The sequence below is a fragment of the Pseudooceanicola nitratireducens genome, from assembly GCF_900109195.1.
GTDB classification, from domain to species: domain Bacteria; phylum Pseudomonadota; class Alphaproteobacteria; order Rhodobacterales; family Rhodobacteraceae; genus Pseudooceanicola; species Pseudooceanicola nitratireducens.
Genome location: NZ_FNZG01000001.1, coordinates 528,255 through 544,946 on the forward strand (window position 1 = coordinate 528,255; position 16,692 = coordinate 544,946).

The window sequence follows — 16,692 nt, forward strand, 5'->3', positions numbered from 1 at the left end:
AGGCCCCCTTGCCGGACCCGGAAACCGGACCCGGAAACCGGGCGCAACGGTGACCCTGTCAGGACCGCTTCAGCCGGGGTTTGGCCACGCGGGCCTGAAGGTCGGCCACAAGGTCGGCATGGTCGTGATCCGTCTCGATCGCCAGCTTGCGCAGGCGGAAATGGATATGCGCCATCTCCTGATAATAGCTTGTGTAGGCGTAATTGGTCAGCGCCCCGGCAAAGGCCCCCAGGACCGGCATCGTCTGCGCCGCCAGCTTCTGCCCCAGCACGGTGGCCAGGCGGGGCGCGACCTTTGCGACCAGACCGTGCACGGCCGTGCCCGAAACGGCCACCCGCGTCGTCAGGAACGCCAGGTCGGTGCCGTCGTCCTGCGCCAGCGGCCCGGCCGAGGCGAAGACGCGGATGCAGTCGAATTGCACCCCGTCGCTTTCGGGATCGAAACCGTGTTCCACCGCCACGCCCTGGATGGTGCGCAGCAGGATCGTCGTGGTCACCGGCAGTTCCGCCAGGGCCGAGGGCAGCCCGCCAAAGCCGCCCGCCGCCCCCATGGAGGTCGTCACCACGCGGTTCACCCAGTCCGGCTGATCCGAGACATAGCGCCGCGATCCATGCGCCGCCTGCATGGCGGTGGTCAGCGCGGCCTCGGTCGTCTGGTCCAGTCGGGACCGCACACCCGAGGGCAGGCGTTTCAGCAACCCCTCGGCGCTGTCCCCCACGATGTTGAGGATCTGCAAGCCCACGCCACCCGCGCGGCGATAGCGCCGGGCGAGAAGGTCCAACTCTGCGCCAAGGTCGATCGTCTGTGCCTGGTCGTCCGTCAGCAGAATGGTCTGCGCACTGGTGCTGGGCTTGGTCACGGGGGTGCCTCCTGCTGTGTCCCTGGGCCTTATCTATAGATTTGGGCGCAATGGGATCAGATCAAGGGCCAAAGCGAAGGGGCCGGGCCGATGCCCCGGACGAAGGGGGACCGAACAGGCCGAAGCAAAGGGCGGCACAGGGACCGCCGGTTAGCCCGCAGGCAGATCGCGTTCGACGGCCCCGGTGATCCCGTCCCAGGCACCATCGCTCAGCTCCAGCCCCAGAACCCGGTCGGGGTTGGTGGGGGGCGGCATGACCACGCCGGGCAGATGGGAAAAGCCGAACCGCGAATAATAGGGCGGGTCGCCGACCAGCATGACGCGGTCCCAGCCGATGTCCTGCGCCTTGTTCAGCGACTGCGCAATCAGCAGCGCGCCGACCCCTTCGCCCTGATGCGTCGGGTGCACGGCCACCGGCCCCAGAAGCAACGCCCGATGGCCGGAGATCCGCACAGGCCAATAGCGGATCGCGCCGCCGATCACGCCGCTGGCGTCCCGCGCCACAAGGCATAGCGCCGCGACCTTCGGAACCTCGTCCCGCAGGCGATAGGACGACAGCGCCTCGCGACCGGGGGCGAAACACAGGTCATACAGTGCCTCGACCTCCCACCAGTCGTCCGGGGTCTCTTCCCTCAGCTCGAACACGCGCCGCCCTCTTTCCTCTTTCGGGGTTTTGTCCGGGTTAACATGACGATACCACTAGGGCAAATGAAGGAGAGAGCGATGTTCTACGAACCCAAGGACGGCCATGGCCTGCCCCATAACCCCTTCAACGCGATCGTCACGCCGCGCCCGATCGGATGGATTTCGACCCGGGGCAGCGATGGCGCCGACAACCTTGCGCCCTACAGTTTCTTCAATGCCGTGGCCTATGTGCCGCCGCAGGTGATGTTCGCCTCGACCTCGTCGAAGGACGACCGCGAGTTCGGCAAGGACAGCACCGAGAACATCCGCGACACCGGCGTCTTCTGCGTGAACATCGTCGAATATGCCGCGCGGGACGTGATGAACACGACCTCTGGCACCTGGGACAAGGGCGACGACGAATTCACCCGCGCCGGGATCGAAAAGGTCGACTGTTCGCTGATCGACTGCCCCCGCGTGGCCAATGCGCCCGCGTCGCTGGAATGCCGCATGACCCAGATCGTCAAGCTGGAGGGCGAGGCGAACTACCTGGTCCTGGGCGAGGTCATCGGCGTGCATATGCGCGACGATTGCCTGACCGACGGGATCTTCGACGTGACCAAGTTCAACCCGCTGACCCGGCTGGGCTATCGCGACTATTCGGTCGTGCGTGAGGTCTTTTCGCTGGCTCGCCCGGATGATTGAAACCAAATGATGGTCCCGCCGCGTGACCGGCGCGGGCAGGCGGTGCAACCCTGACCGCCCCTGCGGCCCCGACACCGGGGCCGTTCCCCTTTTGCGCGAATCTTGTGACTATCCTTCGTGCAATCCTTAACGCGCCTTAAATCCGGCCCGCCAATCTTACCTCAAATAATACTAATCCTTGGGGTAAGAGGAAAATGCACAGACATTTGCTGGTGACGGGCCACAATCGCGCGGGGTCGACCCTGCTGTATTCCATGCTGCAGCGCAGCCTGTCGGGGTTCAACATACCCGGCCCGGAATTCCCCGCCCGTGCCGTGCTGCACATGCCCGGCAACACCTGTTCGCGCCGGGGCTACGACATCTTCGACTTCGACAAGATCGTGCGCGCCGCCGAAGGCCGCAAGCGTCTGGACATGGTGGTCATGCTGCGGGACCCGCGTGACATCCTGACCAGCTATGACCCCCGCATGCCCGAGGACTACGCCTGTTCCGCCGACAAAAGCTATTTCGTGGCTTCTCAGGGCAAGCCGGAACAGATCCTGCCCGGCATCCTGCAAACCCACGAGCAGATCGAAAAGGTCATCGCCTCGGGGCAGCTTCCCGACGGCGTGGTGATGCTGAAATACGAACACCTGGTCGAGAACCCGCGCCGCATCCAGAACCTGCTGTCGGCGGGGCTGGAGCTGAGCTTCTCCGGCGATTTCGGCGACTTCCACAAGCGCGAGATTGCCAGCCACGGCAGTGACCTGATGGGCACCCGCGCGCTGGACACCTCGCGGATTGAAAAGTGGCGCGCGCCGCATCACCGCGACCGCATCATCGACCAGTTCACCCGCTTCCCGGCGCTGAACGACATCCTTGTTTCGCTTGGATACGAGGAAGACGCCAGCTGGTTCGAGGCCTTCAAGAACGGCGGCGATCTGGCCCTGACGGCCTGATCCCGGCGGTCCCGGCCCGATTGGTCTGGACCGAACAACCGGAAACGAAAAAGGGCGGCCCCGAAGGCCGCCCTTTCTGTTGGTCCCAGGGTCGGCTCAATGCCCGCCAAGGATCCCCGTGCGCACGTCATAATTGACGGCCAGCGCGTAATCGGGGTCATCCTCGCTATCCACGACCAGGTGGCCGGCCTTGGTCAGCAGGCGGTGACAGTCGCGGCTCAGGTGGCGCAGCTGGATACGCTTGCCGGCGGCTTCGTACTTGGCGGCCACGGCCTCGATCGCCTGCAGGGCGGATTGGTCCACCACGCGGCTGTCGGCAAAGTCCACGATCACCAGCCCGGGGTCGCCCGCCACGTCGAACATTTCCGCAAATCCGTCCGACGACCCGAAGAACAGCGGCCCCTGCACCTGGTAGACCTTCGCGCCCTCGGGGGTGGCATAGGTCTTGGCATGGATGCGCCGTGCGTTGTTCCAGGCATAGGCCAGGGCCGATACGATGACCCCCACGACCACCGCGACCGCAAGGTCGGAATAGACGGTCACCACGGTCACCAGAACGATGACGAAGGCATCGGTCAGCGGCACCTTGGCCAGGATCCGGATCGAGTTCCAGGCGAAGGTCCCGATCACCACCATGAACATCACGCCCACAAGCGCGGCCAGCGGGATCTGTTCGATCAGCGGTGCGGCAAACAGGATGAAGGACAGCAGGAACAGCGCCGCGGCCACCGCGGCCACCCGCGTCCGGCCGCCGGATTTCACGTTGATCATCGACTGGCCGATCATCGCGCAGCCGCCCATCCCGCCGAAGAACCCGGTCAGCACGTTGGCCGCGCCCTGGGCGACGCATTCCTGGCTGGCCCCGCCGCGCTTGCCGGTCATCTCGCCCACAAGGTTCAGGGTCAGCAGCGATTCAATCAGCCCGATGGCGGCCAGGATCACCGCATAGGGCAGGATGATTTCAAACGTCTCCCAGGTCATGGGCACCATGGGGATGTGGAAGGCCGGCAGCCCCCCCTCGATCGAGGCCATGTCGCCAACGCGCGGCACGTCCAGCCCGAAGGCGATCACGACCACGGCCACGATGCCGATGCCTGCCAGCGGGGCAGGGATCGCGCGGGTGATGCGGGGCATGACCCAGATGATCGCCATGGTCGCCGCCACAAGCGCCAGCATCGTCCACAGCGGCGCGCCGGACAGCCATTCACCGCCCGCCGTGCCATGGCCCGAGGCCTCGGCCGAGCCGGGCACCTTGAACTGCGTCATCTGCGCCAGGAAGATCACGATGGCCAGCCCGTTGACGAACCCCAGCATGACCGGATGCGGCACCAGCCGGATGAACTTGCCCCATCTCATCACGCCCGCGATGACCTGCAGGATGCCCATCAGGACGACCGTTGCGAACAGGTATTCGACCCCGTGTTCCGCCACCAGCGCCACCATGACCACGGCCAGCGCGCCCGTTGCCCCCGAGATCATGCCAGGCCGTCCGCCGATCAGCGCGGTCACCAGCCCGACGAGGAAGGCGGCGTAAAGCCCGACCAGCGGGTGCACCCCGGCGACAAAGGCAAAGGCCACCGCTTCGGGCACCAGGGCCAGGGCGACGGTCAGGCCGGACAGAAGCTCGATCCGCAGGCGCGCGGGGGTCAGCTTTTCGTCCGGCGACAGGCGAAGATCGGGCAGATCGAGACGATTGGCAAAGGATGCCAGAATGGATCGGGGCATGGGAAACCTGGAATGGGGATGGAATGCTGGCCCCCGGTTAGCGCAAGGGGGCCTTTGGGGCAAGGGCGGGGCGGGTTTCGGCCGCGTACTGTGGCCCTGCGGGCCGCGCTCGCCGGTCGTGGCGGGGCCGTGTTCAGGCCGCGGGCCCATCCGCCCGCTTTCGCCCTTGCCCCCGCCCGGCCCGGCGGGCAGGCTTTGACCTGAACCGGATCAAAGCAAGGACCCAGGCACATGAGCACCCCCTATCTGGCCGTGATCGGCGGCTCGGGCATCTATGACATCGACGGGCTGAAGGACGCCGCTTGGCAGGCCGTCACGACCCCCTGGGGCGATCCATCCGAGCAGATCCTGACCGGCACTTTGGACGGGCTGCGCCTGGCCTTCCTGCCGCGGCACGGGCGGGGCCATGTGCACAGCCCGACGGATGTGCCCTATCGTGCCAATATCGACGCGCTGAAACAGCTGGGCGTGACCCATGTGCTGTCGGTCAGCGCCTGCGGGTCCTTCCGCGACCACATGGCCCCGGGTGATTTCGTCATCCCCGACCAGTTCATCGACCGCACCGTTAATCGCGAAAAAAGCTTCTTTTCAAAGGGCTGCGTCGCGCATGTCTCTCTGGCGCATCCGACCTGCACCGTGCTGGGCGGCCTGGCTGCCGACGCCGCGCGCGCCCAGGGCGTGACGGTGCACGAAGGCGGCACCTACCTCGCGATGGAGGGGCCGCAGTTCTCGACCCTGGCGGAAAGCCGGATGTACCGCGAAAGCTGGGGCTGCGATGTGATCGGCATGACCAATATGCCCGAGGCCAAGCTGGCCCGCGAGGCCGAGCTGCATTATGCCACCGTCGCCATGGTCACCGATTACGACAGCTGGCACCCCGACCACGGAGAGGTCGACGTGACCGAGATCATCAAGACCCTTGGCGCGAATTCTACCCATGCGCGCGGCATGATCGCCGGCATGCCCGCCCGTCTGGGCGCGGATACGGGCTGCGATCAGGGCTGTGCCACGGCGCTGGACTTTGCCGTCATGACCGCGCCCGACAAACGCGATGCCGATCTGGTGGCGCGGCTGAACACCGTCGCGGGGCGCGTTCTGGGCTGATTTCTGGCGGGGCGAACGCTTTATTCACACTCTGCCGCTAGGCTGGCCGGGCTGTGTGGGACCGGCACTGCTTGCCTTCTGGTATCGCCGGCCTGGGGTCTGATCGCGGGATCTGCGCCGGCGGCACCTTCAATCCCGCAAGCTCGATCCCGCCAGTTTGATCCAAATTGGTCCGTTCCAAAGGGCGTGACGGGCCGGGGTCAGCCCTGAGTGCGCAGGAACTCCATCACCGGTTCACGAACCGATTGCCGGCCCTCGTCGCGGGCCTTGTCGATCACCGACCGCAGCGCGCCCAGGTCGGTGCGCATCAGCAGCGACTTGACCGGCCCGATCGACGCCGGGCGCATCGACAGGGTACGCAAACCCATGGCGGCCAGGCAGATCGCCTCGACCGGGCGGCCGGCGTCTTCGCCGCAGAAGCTTAGCTGCGTGCCGGTGCTGGCGCAGCGGTCGACGATGCCCTGAAGGAAGGTCAGGAAGGACACGTTCAGCGTGTCATACCGCCGCCGGACCCGTTCGTTTTCGCGGTCGGCCGCAAAGAAGAACTGTTTCAGGTCGTTGCCGCCGATTGACAGGAACTCGACCTCTTCGAAGAACTTGGTGGGGGCAAAGGCCAGCGACGGGGTCTCCAGCATGGCACCCAGTTCGACCTTCTCGGGCAGGGGATGGCCCAGGATCCGTTCCCGCTCCAGCGCCTTGTCCATCTCGGCCGAGGCGGCGCGGTATTCTTCGTATTGCGCGACAAAGGGGAACATCACCGTCAGCGGGCGACCATTGGCAGCCCGCACCAGCGCCTGAAGCTGCATCCGCATGACGCCGGGTTTGTCCAGCCCGACCCGGATCGCCCGCCAGCCAAGCGCGGGGTTGGGTTCGTCATTGGGCTTCATGTAGGACAGGACCTTGTCCGACCCGATGTCGAGCGTGCGGAAGACCACCTTGCGCCCCTCGGCCGCGTCGATCACACGGGCATACAGCGCCGAAAGCTCGGACCGTTTGGGCATCTGGTTGCGGATCAGGAACTGAAGCTCGGTGCGGAACAGGCCCACGCCCTCGGCCCCGGATCCCGCCAGCGACGGCAGATCGGCCATGAGGCCTGCGTTCATCATCAGGTGCACGCGCTGGCCGCACATCGACACCGCCGGAAGATCGCGGATCGAGGCATAGCGTTCCTGCGCCTTGGCCTGCATGGCGATCTTGTCGCGGAAGGCGTTCACGACCGTGTCTTCGGCGCGCAGGTGTGCGATGCCGCCGTCGCCGTCGACCAGGATGTGATCACCGTTCAGCGCCTCGGTGGTGATGCGGCCGGCGTGGATGACCAGCGGAATGGCCAGCGCCCGCGCCACGATTGCCGCATGCGACCCGACCGACCCGCCTTCCAGCACGATGCCCTTCAGCGACCGGCCGTAATCCAGCAATTCCGCCGGACCGATGTTGCGCGCGACCAGGATCGGATCGGCGGGCATTTCCGCCCCCGTGGCCTTGCCCTGGCCCGACAGGATCCGGAGCAGACGGTTCGACAGGTCGTCAAGGTCATGCAACCGGTCGCGCAGGTAAGGATCGGTGATCGTTTCCATCCGCGCGCGGGCGGTGGATTGTTCCTTTTCGACCGCGGCTTCGGCCGAAAGGCCGCGCGCCACGTCTTCTTCCATCCGGCGCAGCCAGCCCTTGGAGTTGGCGAACATCCGGTAGGCTTCCAGAACCTCAAGCTGTTCCTTGTCGTCATCGGCGATATTGGCCACCAGCGTATCGACGGCGTCGCGCAGCTGGTCCACGGCCTCGGCCAGACGCTCGCCCTCGCGGTGCGGATCCTCGGCAATCGGGTTGGTGATGACGACGCGGGGTTCGTGCAGCCAGACGTGCCCCTCAGCCGCGCCTTCCTGCCCGGTGGTGCCGCGAAACAGCACGGGCTTGGTGTGCAGGGCGGACAGCGCCGCGCCTTCACCGACAAAGGCCCCCAGTTCGGCCATCTCGGCCAGGACCATGGCGACCACTTCCAGCGCGGTGATCTCGTCCTCGGAATAGCGGCGGGCGCGTTTCGACTGCACCACCAGAACGCCCAGCTTTTCGCCCAGGCGCTGGATCGGCACACCTGCGAAGGAGGAATAGATCTCTTCTCCGGTTTCAGCCATGTAGCGGAAGCCGGGTTCCGACGGCGCATCGGGGGTGTTGACGATCCGCCCGGTGCGGCCGACGCGGCCCACAAGGCCTTCGCCCAGCTTCATCCGGGTCTGGTGCACGGCCTCGGGTTTCAGACCCTCGGTTGCGCAAAGCTCAAGCGTGTCGGCATCGCGGAACAGGTAGACCGAGCAGACCTCGGTCTTCATCGAATCCGCGATCAGATGGGTGATCTTGTCCAGACGCGCCTGGCCGGCCGCTTCCTCGGCCATGGCCGCGCGAAGCCGGGCCAGCATCTGCCGGCTGTCAGTCTGAAAATCGTTGCTCATACCGGCGCTGGCTGTCCTTTATCCTGTCCGTACGAATAGTACAGACGCGCAGGCAAGCCAAACGGTAATCTGGTCGCAGCCCGGGCGGCGGGCCGGGCGGGCGCGGAAAAGCGCCCGAAAACCGGGCACCTCAGGCCATCCGGGGGATCAGGCTTTTTCCAGCTCGAAGGCGTCGTGCAGGGCCTGCACCGCCAGTTCCATGTACTTCCGGTCGATCAGCACCGAAATCTTGATCTCGGAGGTGGCGATGACCTTGATGTTCACACCCTCGTCCGAGAGCGTCTTGAACATCTGCGCGGCAACGCCCGACTGCGACCGCATGCCGATGCCCACGGCCGAGACCTTGGCGACATTGGTGTCCGCCACCAGGTCGTGGAAGTTGATGTCGCCGCTGTCCTTGGCCGCGTTCAGCGCCTTTTCGGCACGCGCCACCTGATCGACAGGGCAGGAGAAGGTCATGTCGGTGCGACCTTCCTCGGCGATGTTCTGGATGATCATGTCGACGTTGATCCCCGCCTCGGCCAGGGGGCCGAAGATGGCGGCGGCGATGCCGGGGCGGTCGGCGACCGAGATCAGCGTCATCTTTGCCTCATCGCGGGAATAGGCGATGCCAGAGACCGGGCGGTTTTCCATGATTTCCTCCTCGGCACAGACCAGCGTGCCGGCTTCATCAGATTGTTCTTCGAACGACGACAGGACGCGCAGGCGCACGCCGAACCGCATCGCCAGCTCGACCGAGCGGGTCTGCAGCACCTTCGCGCCCAGGGAGGCGAGTTCCAGCATCTCCTCGAAGGCGATCTTGTCGAGCTTGCGGGCCTTGTCGGTGATGCGCGGATCGGTGGTATAGACCCCGTCCACGTCGGTGTAGATGTCGCAGCGTTCCGCACCGAAGGCGGCGGCAAAGGCGACGGCGGTGGTGTCGGACCCGCCACGGCCAAGCGTGGTGATCCGGCCCTCGGGCGAGATGCCCTGGAAGCCCGCGACCACGGCGACCTTCATGCCTTCCGCGAACTTCGCGCTGATGTTGTCGGTCGGGATCTCTTCGATCCGGGCCTGGGAATGGGCGCTGTTGGTTTTCAGCGGCACCTGCCAGCCCTGCCAGGAGCGCGCGGGCACGTCCATTTCCTGCAGGGTCAGGGCCATCAGCCCGGCGGTGACGTTTTCGCCCGAGGAGACCACGGCATCATATTCGCGGGCATCGTAGAATTTCGAGGTCTCGTTCACCCAGCCGACCAATTCATTGGTCTTGCCGGACATGGCCGAGACGATGACGATCACGTCATAGCCCTTGGCGACTTCGACGCCGACGCGCTTGGCGGCGCGTTTGATGCGATCCAGGGTGGCGACCGAGGTGCCGCCGAATTTCATCACGAGAACGGGCATGGAACTTCCCAGAATTGTTCCGCGGCGGTCTAGAGGCCTTTGTGCAAAAGCGCAAGTGGCCTTGGCGCTGCTCCTCCGCCCTTATGAGCGTCCTCGCGTCCGGTCACCGGTCCGGTGCCCTTGTCCGGCGGCAGTGCGGGCGGCGGGCGGGGCGGTGAGTATTTAAGGCAAGATGATGGGGATCAGAAGGGGACGGGCTGGCCATCCCAGGTCTCGAAGGTGCCGGTGGTGTCGGGGGTGAGGAGGTCGAAGCGCGCGGCCAGGCCGTTGACCGAGGTGGTGACGTCGATATCGGCCGCGGATCCGCCCATGTCGGTCTGCACCCAGCCCGGGTGATAGGCCCCGACGGCGATGGCATCGGCGGCGAGGTCGCAGGCAAGGTTGCGCGCGACATTGGCGGCACCGGCCTTGGAGGCGCGGTAGACGTAGGAGCCGCCGGGCGCGCGGGCCTGGCTGCCCATGGCTGAGGAGATGATCGCGACCCGTCCGGCCGTGGATTTGCGAAGCGCCGGCAGCAGCGCCTGGGTGGTCAGAAAGGGGCCCGCGACGTTCACCGCCATGGTGGTGGCCCAGGCGGCGGCCGGGAATCCGGTGTCGAGGTCGTGCCCCTTGTCGAGGTAGACGCCGGCGTTGCAGATCAGCAGGTCGACGGGATCCGCGCCCAGGGCCTCTTTCAGGGCGGTGAAATCCGGGGTGCCGGTCAGGTCAAGCGGCACGAGGCTGTCGGACCCGGTGGTCGAGGTGCCGATGACACTATCGCCACGGTCCCGGTAGAGATCGGCCAGGGCGGCACCGATGCCGCGGCTGGCCCCGGTGATCAGAACGCGTTTTGCCAGGGTCATCAATTGGCCTTTCGGTTCGTCAGGAAGGGCAGGGGGGTGATGGGGATGCCGTCTTCGATCAGCTGGCGGGCGTCTTCCAGCCGGGCCTCACCATGGATGGCGCGGGCATCGCTGTCGCCGTCGTGGATGCGCCGGGCCTCTTCCACGAAGCGGTCGCCGACGTAATCCGATTCCGCCTCGATCTTGCGGCGCAGGTCAGCCAGGGCCTGTTCGGCAGCAGAGGCGGGTGCGGACAGGGGGCGGTTGGCGTTGGTCTTGGGCCGGTCCCGGTCCTGACCCTGATCGTGAACCGTGGCGGTGTCGCGCGTCGAGACACGCGGGGCCATCATCGCCTTTTCCACCCGGGGCGAGCCGCAGATCGCACAGCTGACATGGCCCCTGGCCTGCAGGTCGTCGAATGCGGCTGAGGATTTGAACCAGCTGTCGAACCGGTGGTCATTGTCGCATTTCAGGCTGAACTGGATCATCGCCTTCCCATCCGTGGAACTGACCTATTACATAGCCACCCCTGAGGGCGATGCAAGCGCAGCAGGATCACGGTTCAGGTTGGCAAATCAACAGGCTGTCAGGTGGCTGGGCATGCGCAGGGGGCGTCAGCCCAGCTGCCTGGGGTCGAAAGTGCGGATCAGCGCGGCCAGGTCGGGTTCGTCGACCCGTTTCGCCGCCTTCTTGCGGCTGAACCACTTGCGGTCGCGTTCATTGGCCTCGGGGTATTCGGTCTTGAGCAGCCGGGTGTGCACCGCGAAGAGCAGCCCGATGCAGGGCACTTCGACCCCGTTGTCGAGCAGTTTCATATAGCTGTACTGGCCAAGCGGGTCTGGATAGGCGCGGCCGATCACCCCGGCTTCTTCCCGGGCTTCCTGCAGCGCGGCCTCGTGCGGGGCCTTGCCGCGCATCGGCCAGCCCTTGGGCACGATCCAGCGCTTGGTGCCGCGGCTGGTGATCAGCAGGACGCGGATCTTGTCGTTCACCACGCGATAGCACAGCGCCGCATATTGCGTGCGGATGTCCTTTGGGTCGAAGGATTCGAAAGCCGGCGGAAGTGGCAAGTTTCGCTGAAAACTCACGCGGTACCCTGTGTCATGAAGCGCCTGCTGCGCGGTGTATGCTCGAAGATGGGTCTTGGGTCTTAACTTTCCATGAAGATCATAGCGCAGATTTGCCGAAAATTCCAGCGGGATCCGACGCCGGAGGGCGTCAGGGGCCGGGTGTCAGGAGGTCTGCACAAGGATTGAACTGGGATTGAACAGGGATTGCGCAGCGATTGGAGGCCGCGCAGGGGGGCAGAACAGCGACGCCCCCGGGAAGGGGGTGCCAGGCCGCGCCGGACAGGATCAGCGCGTGAAGTCGATCGGGATGCGGAAGTCGCGCTGCGCCCCAGATGGCGGGTTCGGGAAGGGTGCGGCCCGGCGCACCATCGAAAGCGCCGCCTGGTCGATCTCGGCGCTGCCCGAGGACCGCGCGACCGAAAGCCCGCCCAGCCCGCCCGAGCCGGTGACCGAGAAGCGCACCGTCACGCTGCCCCGGCCGCGCACCTTTGGTTTTCGCACCCGCGACAGCTTGCGATAGACCTGGCCTGGGTAATTGCTGGCGCGGGCATTCCCGGCCTCGCGGGTCTTGCCGCCGCCCTGGCCCTTGGTCGTGGCCTGGGCGGTCGCCTTGCCGTCACTCGCGCCAGCGGTCGCCTCGATCTTCTGCTGCGTATTGCCCTGTTTCTGCGCCACTTTCGGCTTGGGTTTCGGCGCAGGCTTGGGGTCCGGTCTGACCGGCGTCTCAAGCTGCGGATCACGCAGCATGGGCCGCTTGGAGCTTTCGGCAAGCGTCGGCTCGGCCTCGGCTTCCAGCACCTCGGTCACCTCGGGCGTCTCTGCGGTTAGGGGCTCGGGCGGCGGGGCCTCGGCCAGCTCTGTCACATCGGGCAGCACCTCGGGCAGCGGTTCGGGCTGCGTCTCAACCAGCTCGGGCTGCGGGGCGAGGGGGATCATCCCGTCGGGCGTCTGGGGGATCTGCGCGGTCAGGGGCTGGGTGTCGACGGGTGTCTCCACGGGCGTCTCGACAGGCACCTCGACGGGCGGTTCGATCGGCGCGGGTTCCGCCACTTCGGCAGTCTCGACCGGCTCGGGCTGATCCTGGGGGATCTCCTCGGGCGGTGTTTCCTCGGCCAGCTCCTCGGCGTCTTCCGGGGTCAGGGTGCCCTGGCTGACGTCTTCAAAATAGGACCCGATCCGGGCTTCTGCGGCGCCGGCGCTGCCTTCCAGCAGGATCTCGGGTTCACTGTAAAGTCCGCGGACGACCACGGCATGGGCGGCAACGGCCAGGGCGATCGCGCTGACGGTGGCGAGGCGCGACATGGGAATGCTGCGGGACATGTCAGTTCAGACCCTGTTCGGTGACGACGACGACGCGGGTGGCCCCGGCCTGGCGCAGATCGCGCGACAGGGCGACCAGCGCATGGGCCGGCGTGTCGCGATCGGGCACAAGGCGGACAAGGCCGGTCTGGCGGCCCGGAAGCTCGGCCATCGCGTCCATATAGGCCTGGGCCGAGGCAATGGGCGTGCCGCGATAAGACAGGCTGCCATCGTCGAACAGCACCAGCGCATCGGGCGGTGCCACGCTGTCTAGGTCGCGGGTGTCCACCAGTGTCAGTTTCTGGTCCAGCGGAGGGGCAAGGGCCCCGGCAACCATGAAGAAGACCAGCATCAGGAAGACGATGTTGATCAGGGCGATGGTCGGTTCGCGTTCGGACTTGCGCCGTTTGGGCTTCACGATGTGCCCCCCAGGACGGTCGGAAGAAAGCCGCGCACATCGCGCAGCACCACCAGTAGGTCGGTCAGACGCTGCGCGGTGACCTCGGGCGTCAGGGCGACAATCAGCGCGCGGGGCGGGGTGTCGCCATCGGCGGTTGGGCTGGCGTTGTCAGAGGGTGCCGTCCCGGAGGCCGTGTTCAGATCGGCCAGGGCCTGCGGCAGATCCTGCATCGCCACTTCACGGGCGTTCAGCATCAGCGCCTCGGGCGACAGCCGCAGGAACAGCGGCGGACGGTCCGAAGGGGCCGAGGCACTGGCCCCGGCGGCGGTCAGCTCGACCTCGGCAAAGCGCGAGAAGGTCGAGGACAGCATGAAGAACAGCAGCAGCAGGAAGATCACGTCGATCAGCGACGTCATCGACATGCGGCGGGCGCGACGCCCCCGGCGCATTGGCTTAGGCCAGCGCGGGCTGGCCCGCGCCCCCTGCTTTGGCCGCCGCAGCGGGTTTGGACCCCATGGGGGCCAGCACCGTCTGGATGGCGCGTCCGGCGATCACGCGTTCGGCGTCCATGCGGCCTTCCAGCCAGCTCAGCGCGACCGAGGTCGGCATCGCCACCACAAGGCCCACGGCCGTGGTCAGAAGCGCGACCCAGATGCCTCCTGCCAGGACCGAAGGATCAACCTGCGAACCGGCGTCCTGCAGGGCCTGAAACGCCTCGATCATGCCCAGAACGGTGCCAAACAGCCCCAGCAAAGGGGCCAGCTGGGCCACGTTGTCCAGGTAGCGCAGCCCGCGTTCCAGCCGGGCAAAGCGGATCTCGGCTTCGGCCTCAAGCCGTTCCGAGGCCGAGGCCACGGCGATGTCGTCCCGCCCCTCGGCGTCCAGCGCCAGCGCCACGACCGGCGCCAGGTACGAGGTCGATTTGCCAAGCGCGGCCTTCGCGCCGGGGCGGTCGCCCGCATCCCAGGCGGTGATCGCCTGGGTCAACGCCTTGTGGCGCCCCACGCCCGCGGCCGAGAACTGCCAGATCTTGTAAAGAACGACCGCAAGGGTCACCAGCGACACGGCCATCAGGGTCATGACGACGGGGCCGCCGACCTCTGCGATGTTCTGCAGGCTGGCGATCAGTTTGTTCAGGAAAGTCATCCCAGGACCTCGATATCGGTACGGGTGGAAAGGCGCAGGTTGGACATGCAGGCCCCGGCGTCCTGGCCCTCGACCTGGCAGCTGTGCGCGCCGTTGAACAGAACCTGGCCGATGCCTTCGCAGGTGGTGCCGGGGATCACGAACTGACGCACGCGGGTCCGGCCCTGCGGCAGAGTGCCGAAATCGAACAGGGTCATGCGGTTCACCTGACCGGCGGCGTCGAAGATCACGGTTTCAAGCACGGTCTTTGTGGCATCGGCACCATAGCCGTTCTGCACCACGAAGGAGAGCTTGCAGCCGGTTTCCTGCGCGGTGGCGGCGTTCAATTCGATGCTCAGGCCGGGTGTCGGGGCCGGGGTCGCCGCGTCCTGCCCGACGGCAGGTGCGGCGGTCACGGTCATGCAAAGGGCCAGCGCCGAGGCCAGCGCGGCAAAGGGCGCGCGCGGGGCGGTCAGGGTCATCTTGTCATCCATCGGGGGGCTGCTTTCGTGCTGTAGCAATGGGCTGGGGCGCGGGGGCGGAAAGGGCGTCACAGCGCGGGCGGCAGGGCAGGGCGCGTATTCCCGCGCCCCCGCCCGGCAGGGGTCACTTGGTCAGGATCAGCTTGCCGGTCTTGGTGATCCGCAGGGTGTAAACCTGTTCGTCCAGCTCGATCTCGACGGTCGGATTGTCGCCCGTCAGCTCGCGCGCATTGTGGCGGCGGCGGGTCGCATCGCGGCCCGGCTCGCGTGTGGTCAGTTCGGGGTTGGGGGTCAGGTCGACCATGTCAGTCCTTTCGGGTCTTCACGGAAGGCAAAGCGCATCAGGTGATCTTCGATGATGAATTTGGCGCGGGTCAGTCCGACGTCGTCCTGGGCCGTGACTTCGACATCAAGACCGGACGAATCGCTGCGCATATGGGCGGGGCCCGGGGGCAGATCCGCACGTGCCGTCGTGTCGTCGAATTCGACCGTGACCTTGTGCGCAAAGTGCTTGCAAAGCTGGTGCATGTACTTCGCGCCGTTGGGCGTTTCGAACCTGCAAGTGGCGGTTAACATCTGCAATCCCGTTTTCCGATTCTTTTGGTAAGGTATTTTGTTGACGCAGATTTGCCAAGCCTCTAGCTGTCGAAAAAAACACGGAAGATCCCGGACGGGGTCGGATTGCCCAAAGAATGGAAACTCGGATGTCCTTGTTTAAAAGCGCCTTTCTCGCCGGTCTTGTCGGTTTTGGTACAGTCGGTCTTGCGAATGCCGACCCGGTGACCTTCGCCACCGCCGCAGGTGAACAGACCCTGAAGGCCGTGCCCGACCGCGTCGTGGCGCTGGATGTGTCGGCCATGGATACGCTGGCCGCCCTGGGCGTGACGCCCGTCGGCGTGGTCAGCCCGACCTATGTGTCCTACCTGCCCGAAGACGTGGCCGGCGCGACCCCGGTCGGCACCTTCTTTGAACCGGACATGGAGCGGATCGCGGCCCTTGGCCCTGACGTGATTGCCGTGGGTGCACGGGCGCTGGCCATGGCGGATGCCCTGGGGCGGGTCGCCCCGGTCGCGGATATGAGCGTGGGCACCGACGCCTATGCCGACGGCCTGGCCCGCCTGCGCGGCTATGGCCAGATGCTGGGTCTGGAAGACAGGGCCGAGGCCCTGGCCCAAGGGCTGGAGGAAAAGGCCGCCGCCCTGCGCGCCCGGATCGAGGCCACGGGCGGCAGCGCGCTGATCCTGATGACGAACGGCCCCAAGCTGTCGGTCTTCGGTGCGCATAGCCGGTTTGGCTGGCTGCACACGGAACTGGGCTTTGCCCCGGCGGTCGAAGGCATCACCGAAAACCGCCACGGAGAGGCCGTGTCCTTTGAATACCTGGCCGAGGCCAACCCCGACTGGCTGCTGGTTGTTGACCGCGCTGCCGCCATTGCCGCCGCCACCGGCGACAGCGGAGACGGCGCGCGGGCCACGCTGGACACCCCGTTGCTGGCGCAGGCGGAGTTTTCGCGCAAGGGGCAGGTAATCTACCTTTCTCCGGCGGAACTGTACATCGCTTCGGGCGGCGCGACCTCGCTGGCGCGCACGATGGACGAAATCTCGGCGGCGCTGGACGCGGCGGCCACGCAGTAACCGGGCGGTAAGGCATCCCCGGAGGCAGTTCGGCCCCGGGGCTTTCCCCGCCAAGGCGCCGCTATCCCCTCCGGCACGC

19 protein-coding genes are annotated in these 16,692 nt (G+C 66.4%); 4 read left to right on the forward strand and 15 right to left on the reverse strand.

The features are described from left to right. Window positions 1–58 precede the first annotated feature (58 nt). Together BMX99_RS02490 and BMX99_RS02495 are read right to left on the reverse strand one after the other, a co-directional pair. Window positions 59–829 (reverse strand): EcsC family protein, encoded by a 771-nt coding sequence (locus tag BMX99_RS02490; RefSeq protein ID WP_409371764.1) that lies wholly within the window; start codon window positions 827–829, stop codon window positions 59–61. A 180-nt stretch (window positions 830–1,009) separates the two neighbouring features. Further along, on the reverse strand, window positions 1,010–1,504 hold the full coding sequence (locus BMX99_RS02495) for a GNAT family N-acetyltransferase (protein ID WP_093446786.1): 495 nt from the start codon (window positions 1,502–1,504) through the stop codon (window positions 1,010–1,012). 78 nt (window positions 1,505–1,582) lie between these two features. Here BMX99_RS02495 and BMX99_RS02500 point away from each other — a divergent pair, with 78 nt between their 5' ends. Both BMX99_RS02500 and BMX99_RS02505 read left to right on the forward strand, forming a co-directional pair. Then, on the forward strand, window positions 1,583–2,188 hold the full coding sequence (locus tag BMX99_RS02500; RefSeq protein WP_093446789.1) for a flavin reductase family protein: 606 nt from the start codon (window positions 1,583–1,585) through the stop codon (window positions 2,186–2,188). Between the two features lie 212 nt (window positions 2,189–2,400). Beyond that, a complete protein-coding gene (locus BMX99_RS02505; RefSeq protein WP_139216908.1) occupies window positions 2,401–3,126 on the forward strand; it encodes a hypothetical protein in 726 nt (241 codons plus the stop codon). A gap of 96 nt (window positions 3,127–3,222) precedes the next feature. On the opposite strand, the gene BMX99_RS02510 is transcribed toward BMX99_RS02505, so the two are convergent. Beyond that, window positions 3,223–4,851 (reverse strand): SulP family inorganic anion transporter, encoded by a 1,629-nt coding sequence (locus BMX99_RS02510; RefSeq protein WP_093446795.1) that lies wholly within the window; start codon window positions 4,849–4,851, stop codon window positions 3,223–3,225. 231 nt (window positions 4,852–5,082) lie between these two features. Here BMX99_RS02510 and BMX99_RS02515 point away from each other — a divergent pair, with 231 nt between their 5' ends. Continuing rightward, a complete protein-coding gene (locus BMX99_RS02515) occupies window positions 5,083–5,955 on the forward strand; it encodes an S-methyl-5'-thioadenosine phosphorylase (protein ID WP_093446798.1) in 873 nt (290 codons plus the stop codon). Between the two features lie 200 nt (window positions 5,956–6,155). Here the strand turns inward: BMX99_RS02515 and ptsP are convergent, their stop codons facing one another. The 12 genes from ptsP to BMX99_RS02575 form a co-directional block, all read right to left on the reverse strand. After that, window positions 6,156–8,399: a phosphoenolpyruvate--protein phosphotransferase gene (gene ptsP, locus BMX99_RS02520; RefSeq protein WP_093446801.1), complete on the reverse strand. Its 2,244-nt coding sequence runs from the start codon at window positions 8,397–8,399 to the stop codon at window positions 6,156–6,158. Between the two features lie 147 nt (window positions 8,400–8,546). Beyond that, window positions 8,547–9,782 (reverse strand): aspartate kinase, encoded by a 1,236-nt coding sequence (locus BMX99_RS02525; RefSeq protein ID WP_093446804.1) that lies wholly within the window; start codon window positions 9,780–9,782, stop codon window positions 8,547–8,549. A 182-nt stretch (window positions 9,783–9,964) separates the two neighbouring features. Continuing rightward, entirely contained in the window at window positions 9,965–10,624 is a 660-nt protein-coding gene (locus BMX99_RS02530) for an SDR family oxidoreductase (protein WP_093446807.1), read from the reverse strand. Continuing rightward, complete coding sequence (locus tag BMX99_RS02535) at window positions 10,624–11,091, reverse strand: DUF1178 family protein (RefSeq protein WP_093446810.1); 468 nt, start codon at window positions 11,089–11,091, stop codon at window positions 10,624–10,626. The genes BMX99_RS02530 and BMX99_RS02535 overlap by 1 nt, the downstream gene beginning before the upstream one ends. A 126-nt stretch (window positions 11,092–11,217) precedes the next feature. Further along, on the reverse strand, window positions 11,218–11,673 hold the full coding sequence (locus tag BMX99_RS02540; protein ID WP_244525605.1) for an NUDIX hydrolase: 456 nt from the start codon (window positions 11,671–11,673) through the stop codon (window positions 11,218–11,220). A 285-nt stretch (window positions 11,674–11,958) separates the two neighbouring features. Further along, window positions 11,959–12,993, reverse strand: coding sequence for an energy transducer TonB family protein (locus tag BMX99_RS02545; protein WP_244525604.1), 1,035 nt, complete (start codon window positions 12,991–12,993; stop codon window positions 11,959–11,961). A 1-nt stretch (window position 12,994) separates the two neighbouring features. After that, window positions 12,995–13,393 (reverse strand): ExbD/TolR family protein, encoded by a 399-nt coding sequence (locus BMX99_RS02550; protein ID WP_093446816.1) that lies wholly within the window; start codon window positions 13,391–13,393, stop codon window positions 12,995–12,997. After that, window positions 13,387–13,788, reverse strand: coding sequence for a biopolymer transporter ExbD (locus tag BMX99_RS02555; protein WP_093448399.1), 402 nt, complete (start codon window positions 13,786–13,788; stop codon window positions 13,387–13,389). The genes BMX99_RS02550 and BMX99_RS02555 overlap by 7 nt, the downstream gene beginning before the upstream one ends. A 37-nt stretch (window positions 13,789–13,825) precedes the next feature. Continuing rightward, window positions 13,826–14,518, reverse strand: coding sequence for a MotA/TolQ/ExbB proton channel family protein (locus BMX99_RS02560; protein WP_093446819.1), 693 nt, complete (start codon window positions 14,516–14,518; stop codon window positions 13,826–13,828). After that, entirely contained in the window at window positions 14,515–14,991 is a 477-nt protein-coding gene (locus tag BMX99_RS02565; protein WP_254771991.1) for a hypothetical protein, read from the reverse strand. Before BMX99_RS02565 ends, BMX99_RS02560 begins: the two co-directional genes overlap by 4 nt. A 112-nt stretch (window positions 14,992–15,103) precedes the next feature. Next, window positions 15,104–15,283 carry a hemin uptake protein HemP gene (hemP, locus tag BMX99_RS02570; RefSeq protein ID WP_175480259.1) on the reverse strand — a complete coding sequence of 60 codons (180 nt, stop codon included), beginning with the start codon at window positions 15,281–15,283 and terminating at the stop codon, window positions 15,104–15,106. Next, the gene (locus BMX99_RS02575) at window positions 15,271–15,555 is read right to left on the reverse strand and encodes a DUF2218 domain-containing protein (protein WP_093446822.1); all 285 of its coding nucleotides are present in this window, start codon (window positions 15,553–15,555) and stop codon (window positions 15,271–15,273) included. Before BMX99_RS02575 ends, hemP begins: the two co-directional genes overlap by 13 nt. Window positions 15,556–15,683: 128 nt before the next feature. Here BMX99_RS02575 and BMX99_RS02580 point away from each other — a divergent pair, with 128 nt between their 5' ends. Continuing rightward, window positions 15,684–16,613 (forward strand): siderophore ABC transporter substrate-binding protein, encoded by a 930-nt coding sequence (locus tag BMX99_RS02580; RefSeq protein WP_093446825.1) that lies wholly within the window; start codon window positions 15,684–15,686, stop codon window positions 16,611–16,613. The last annotated feature ends 79 nt before the right edge of the window (window positions 16,614–16,692 follow it).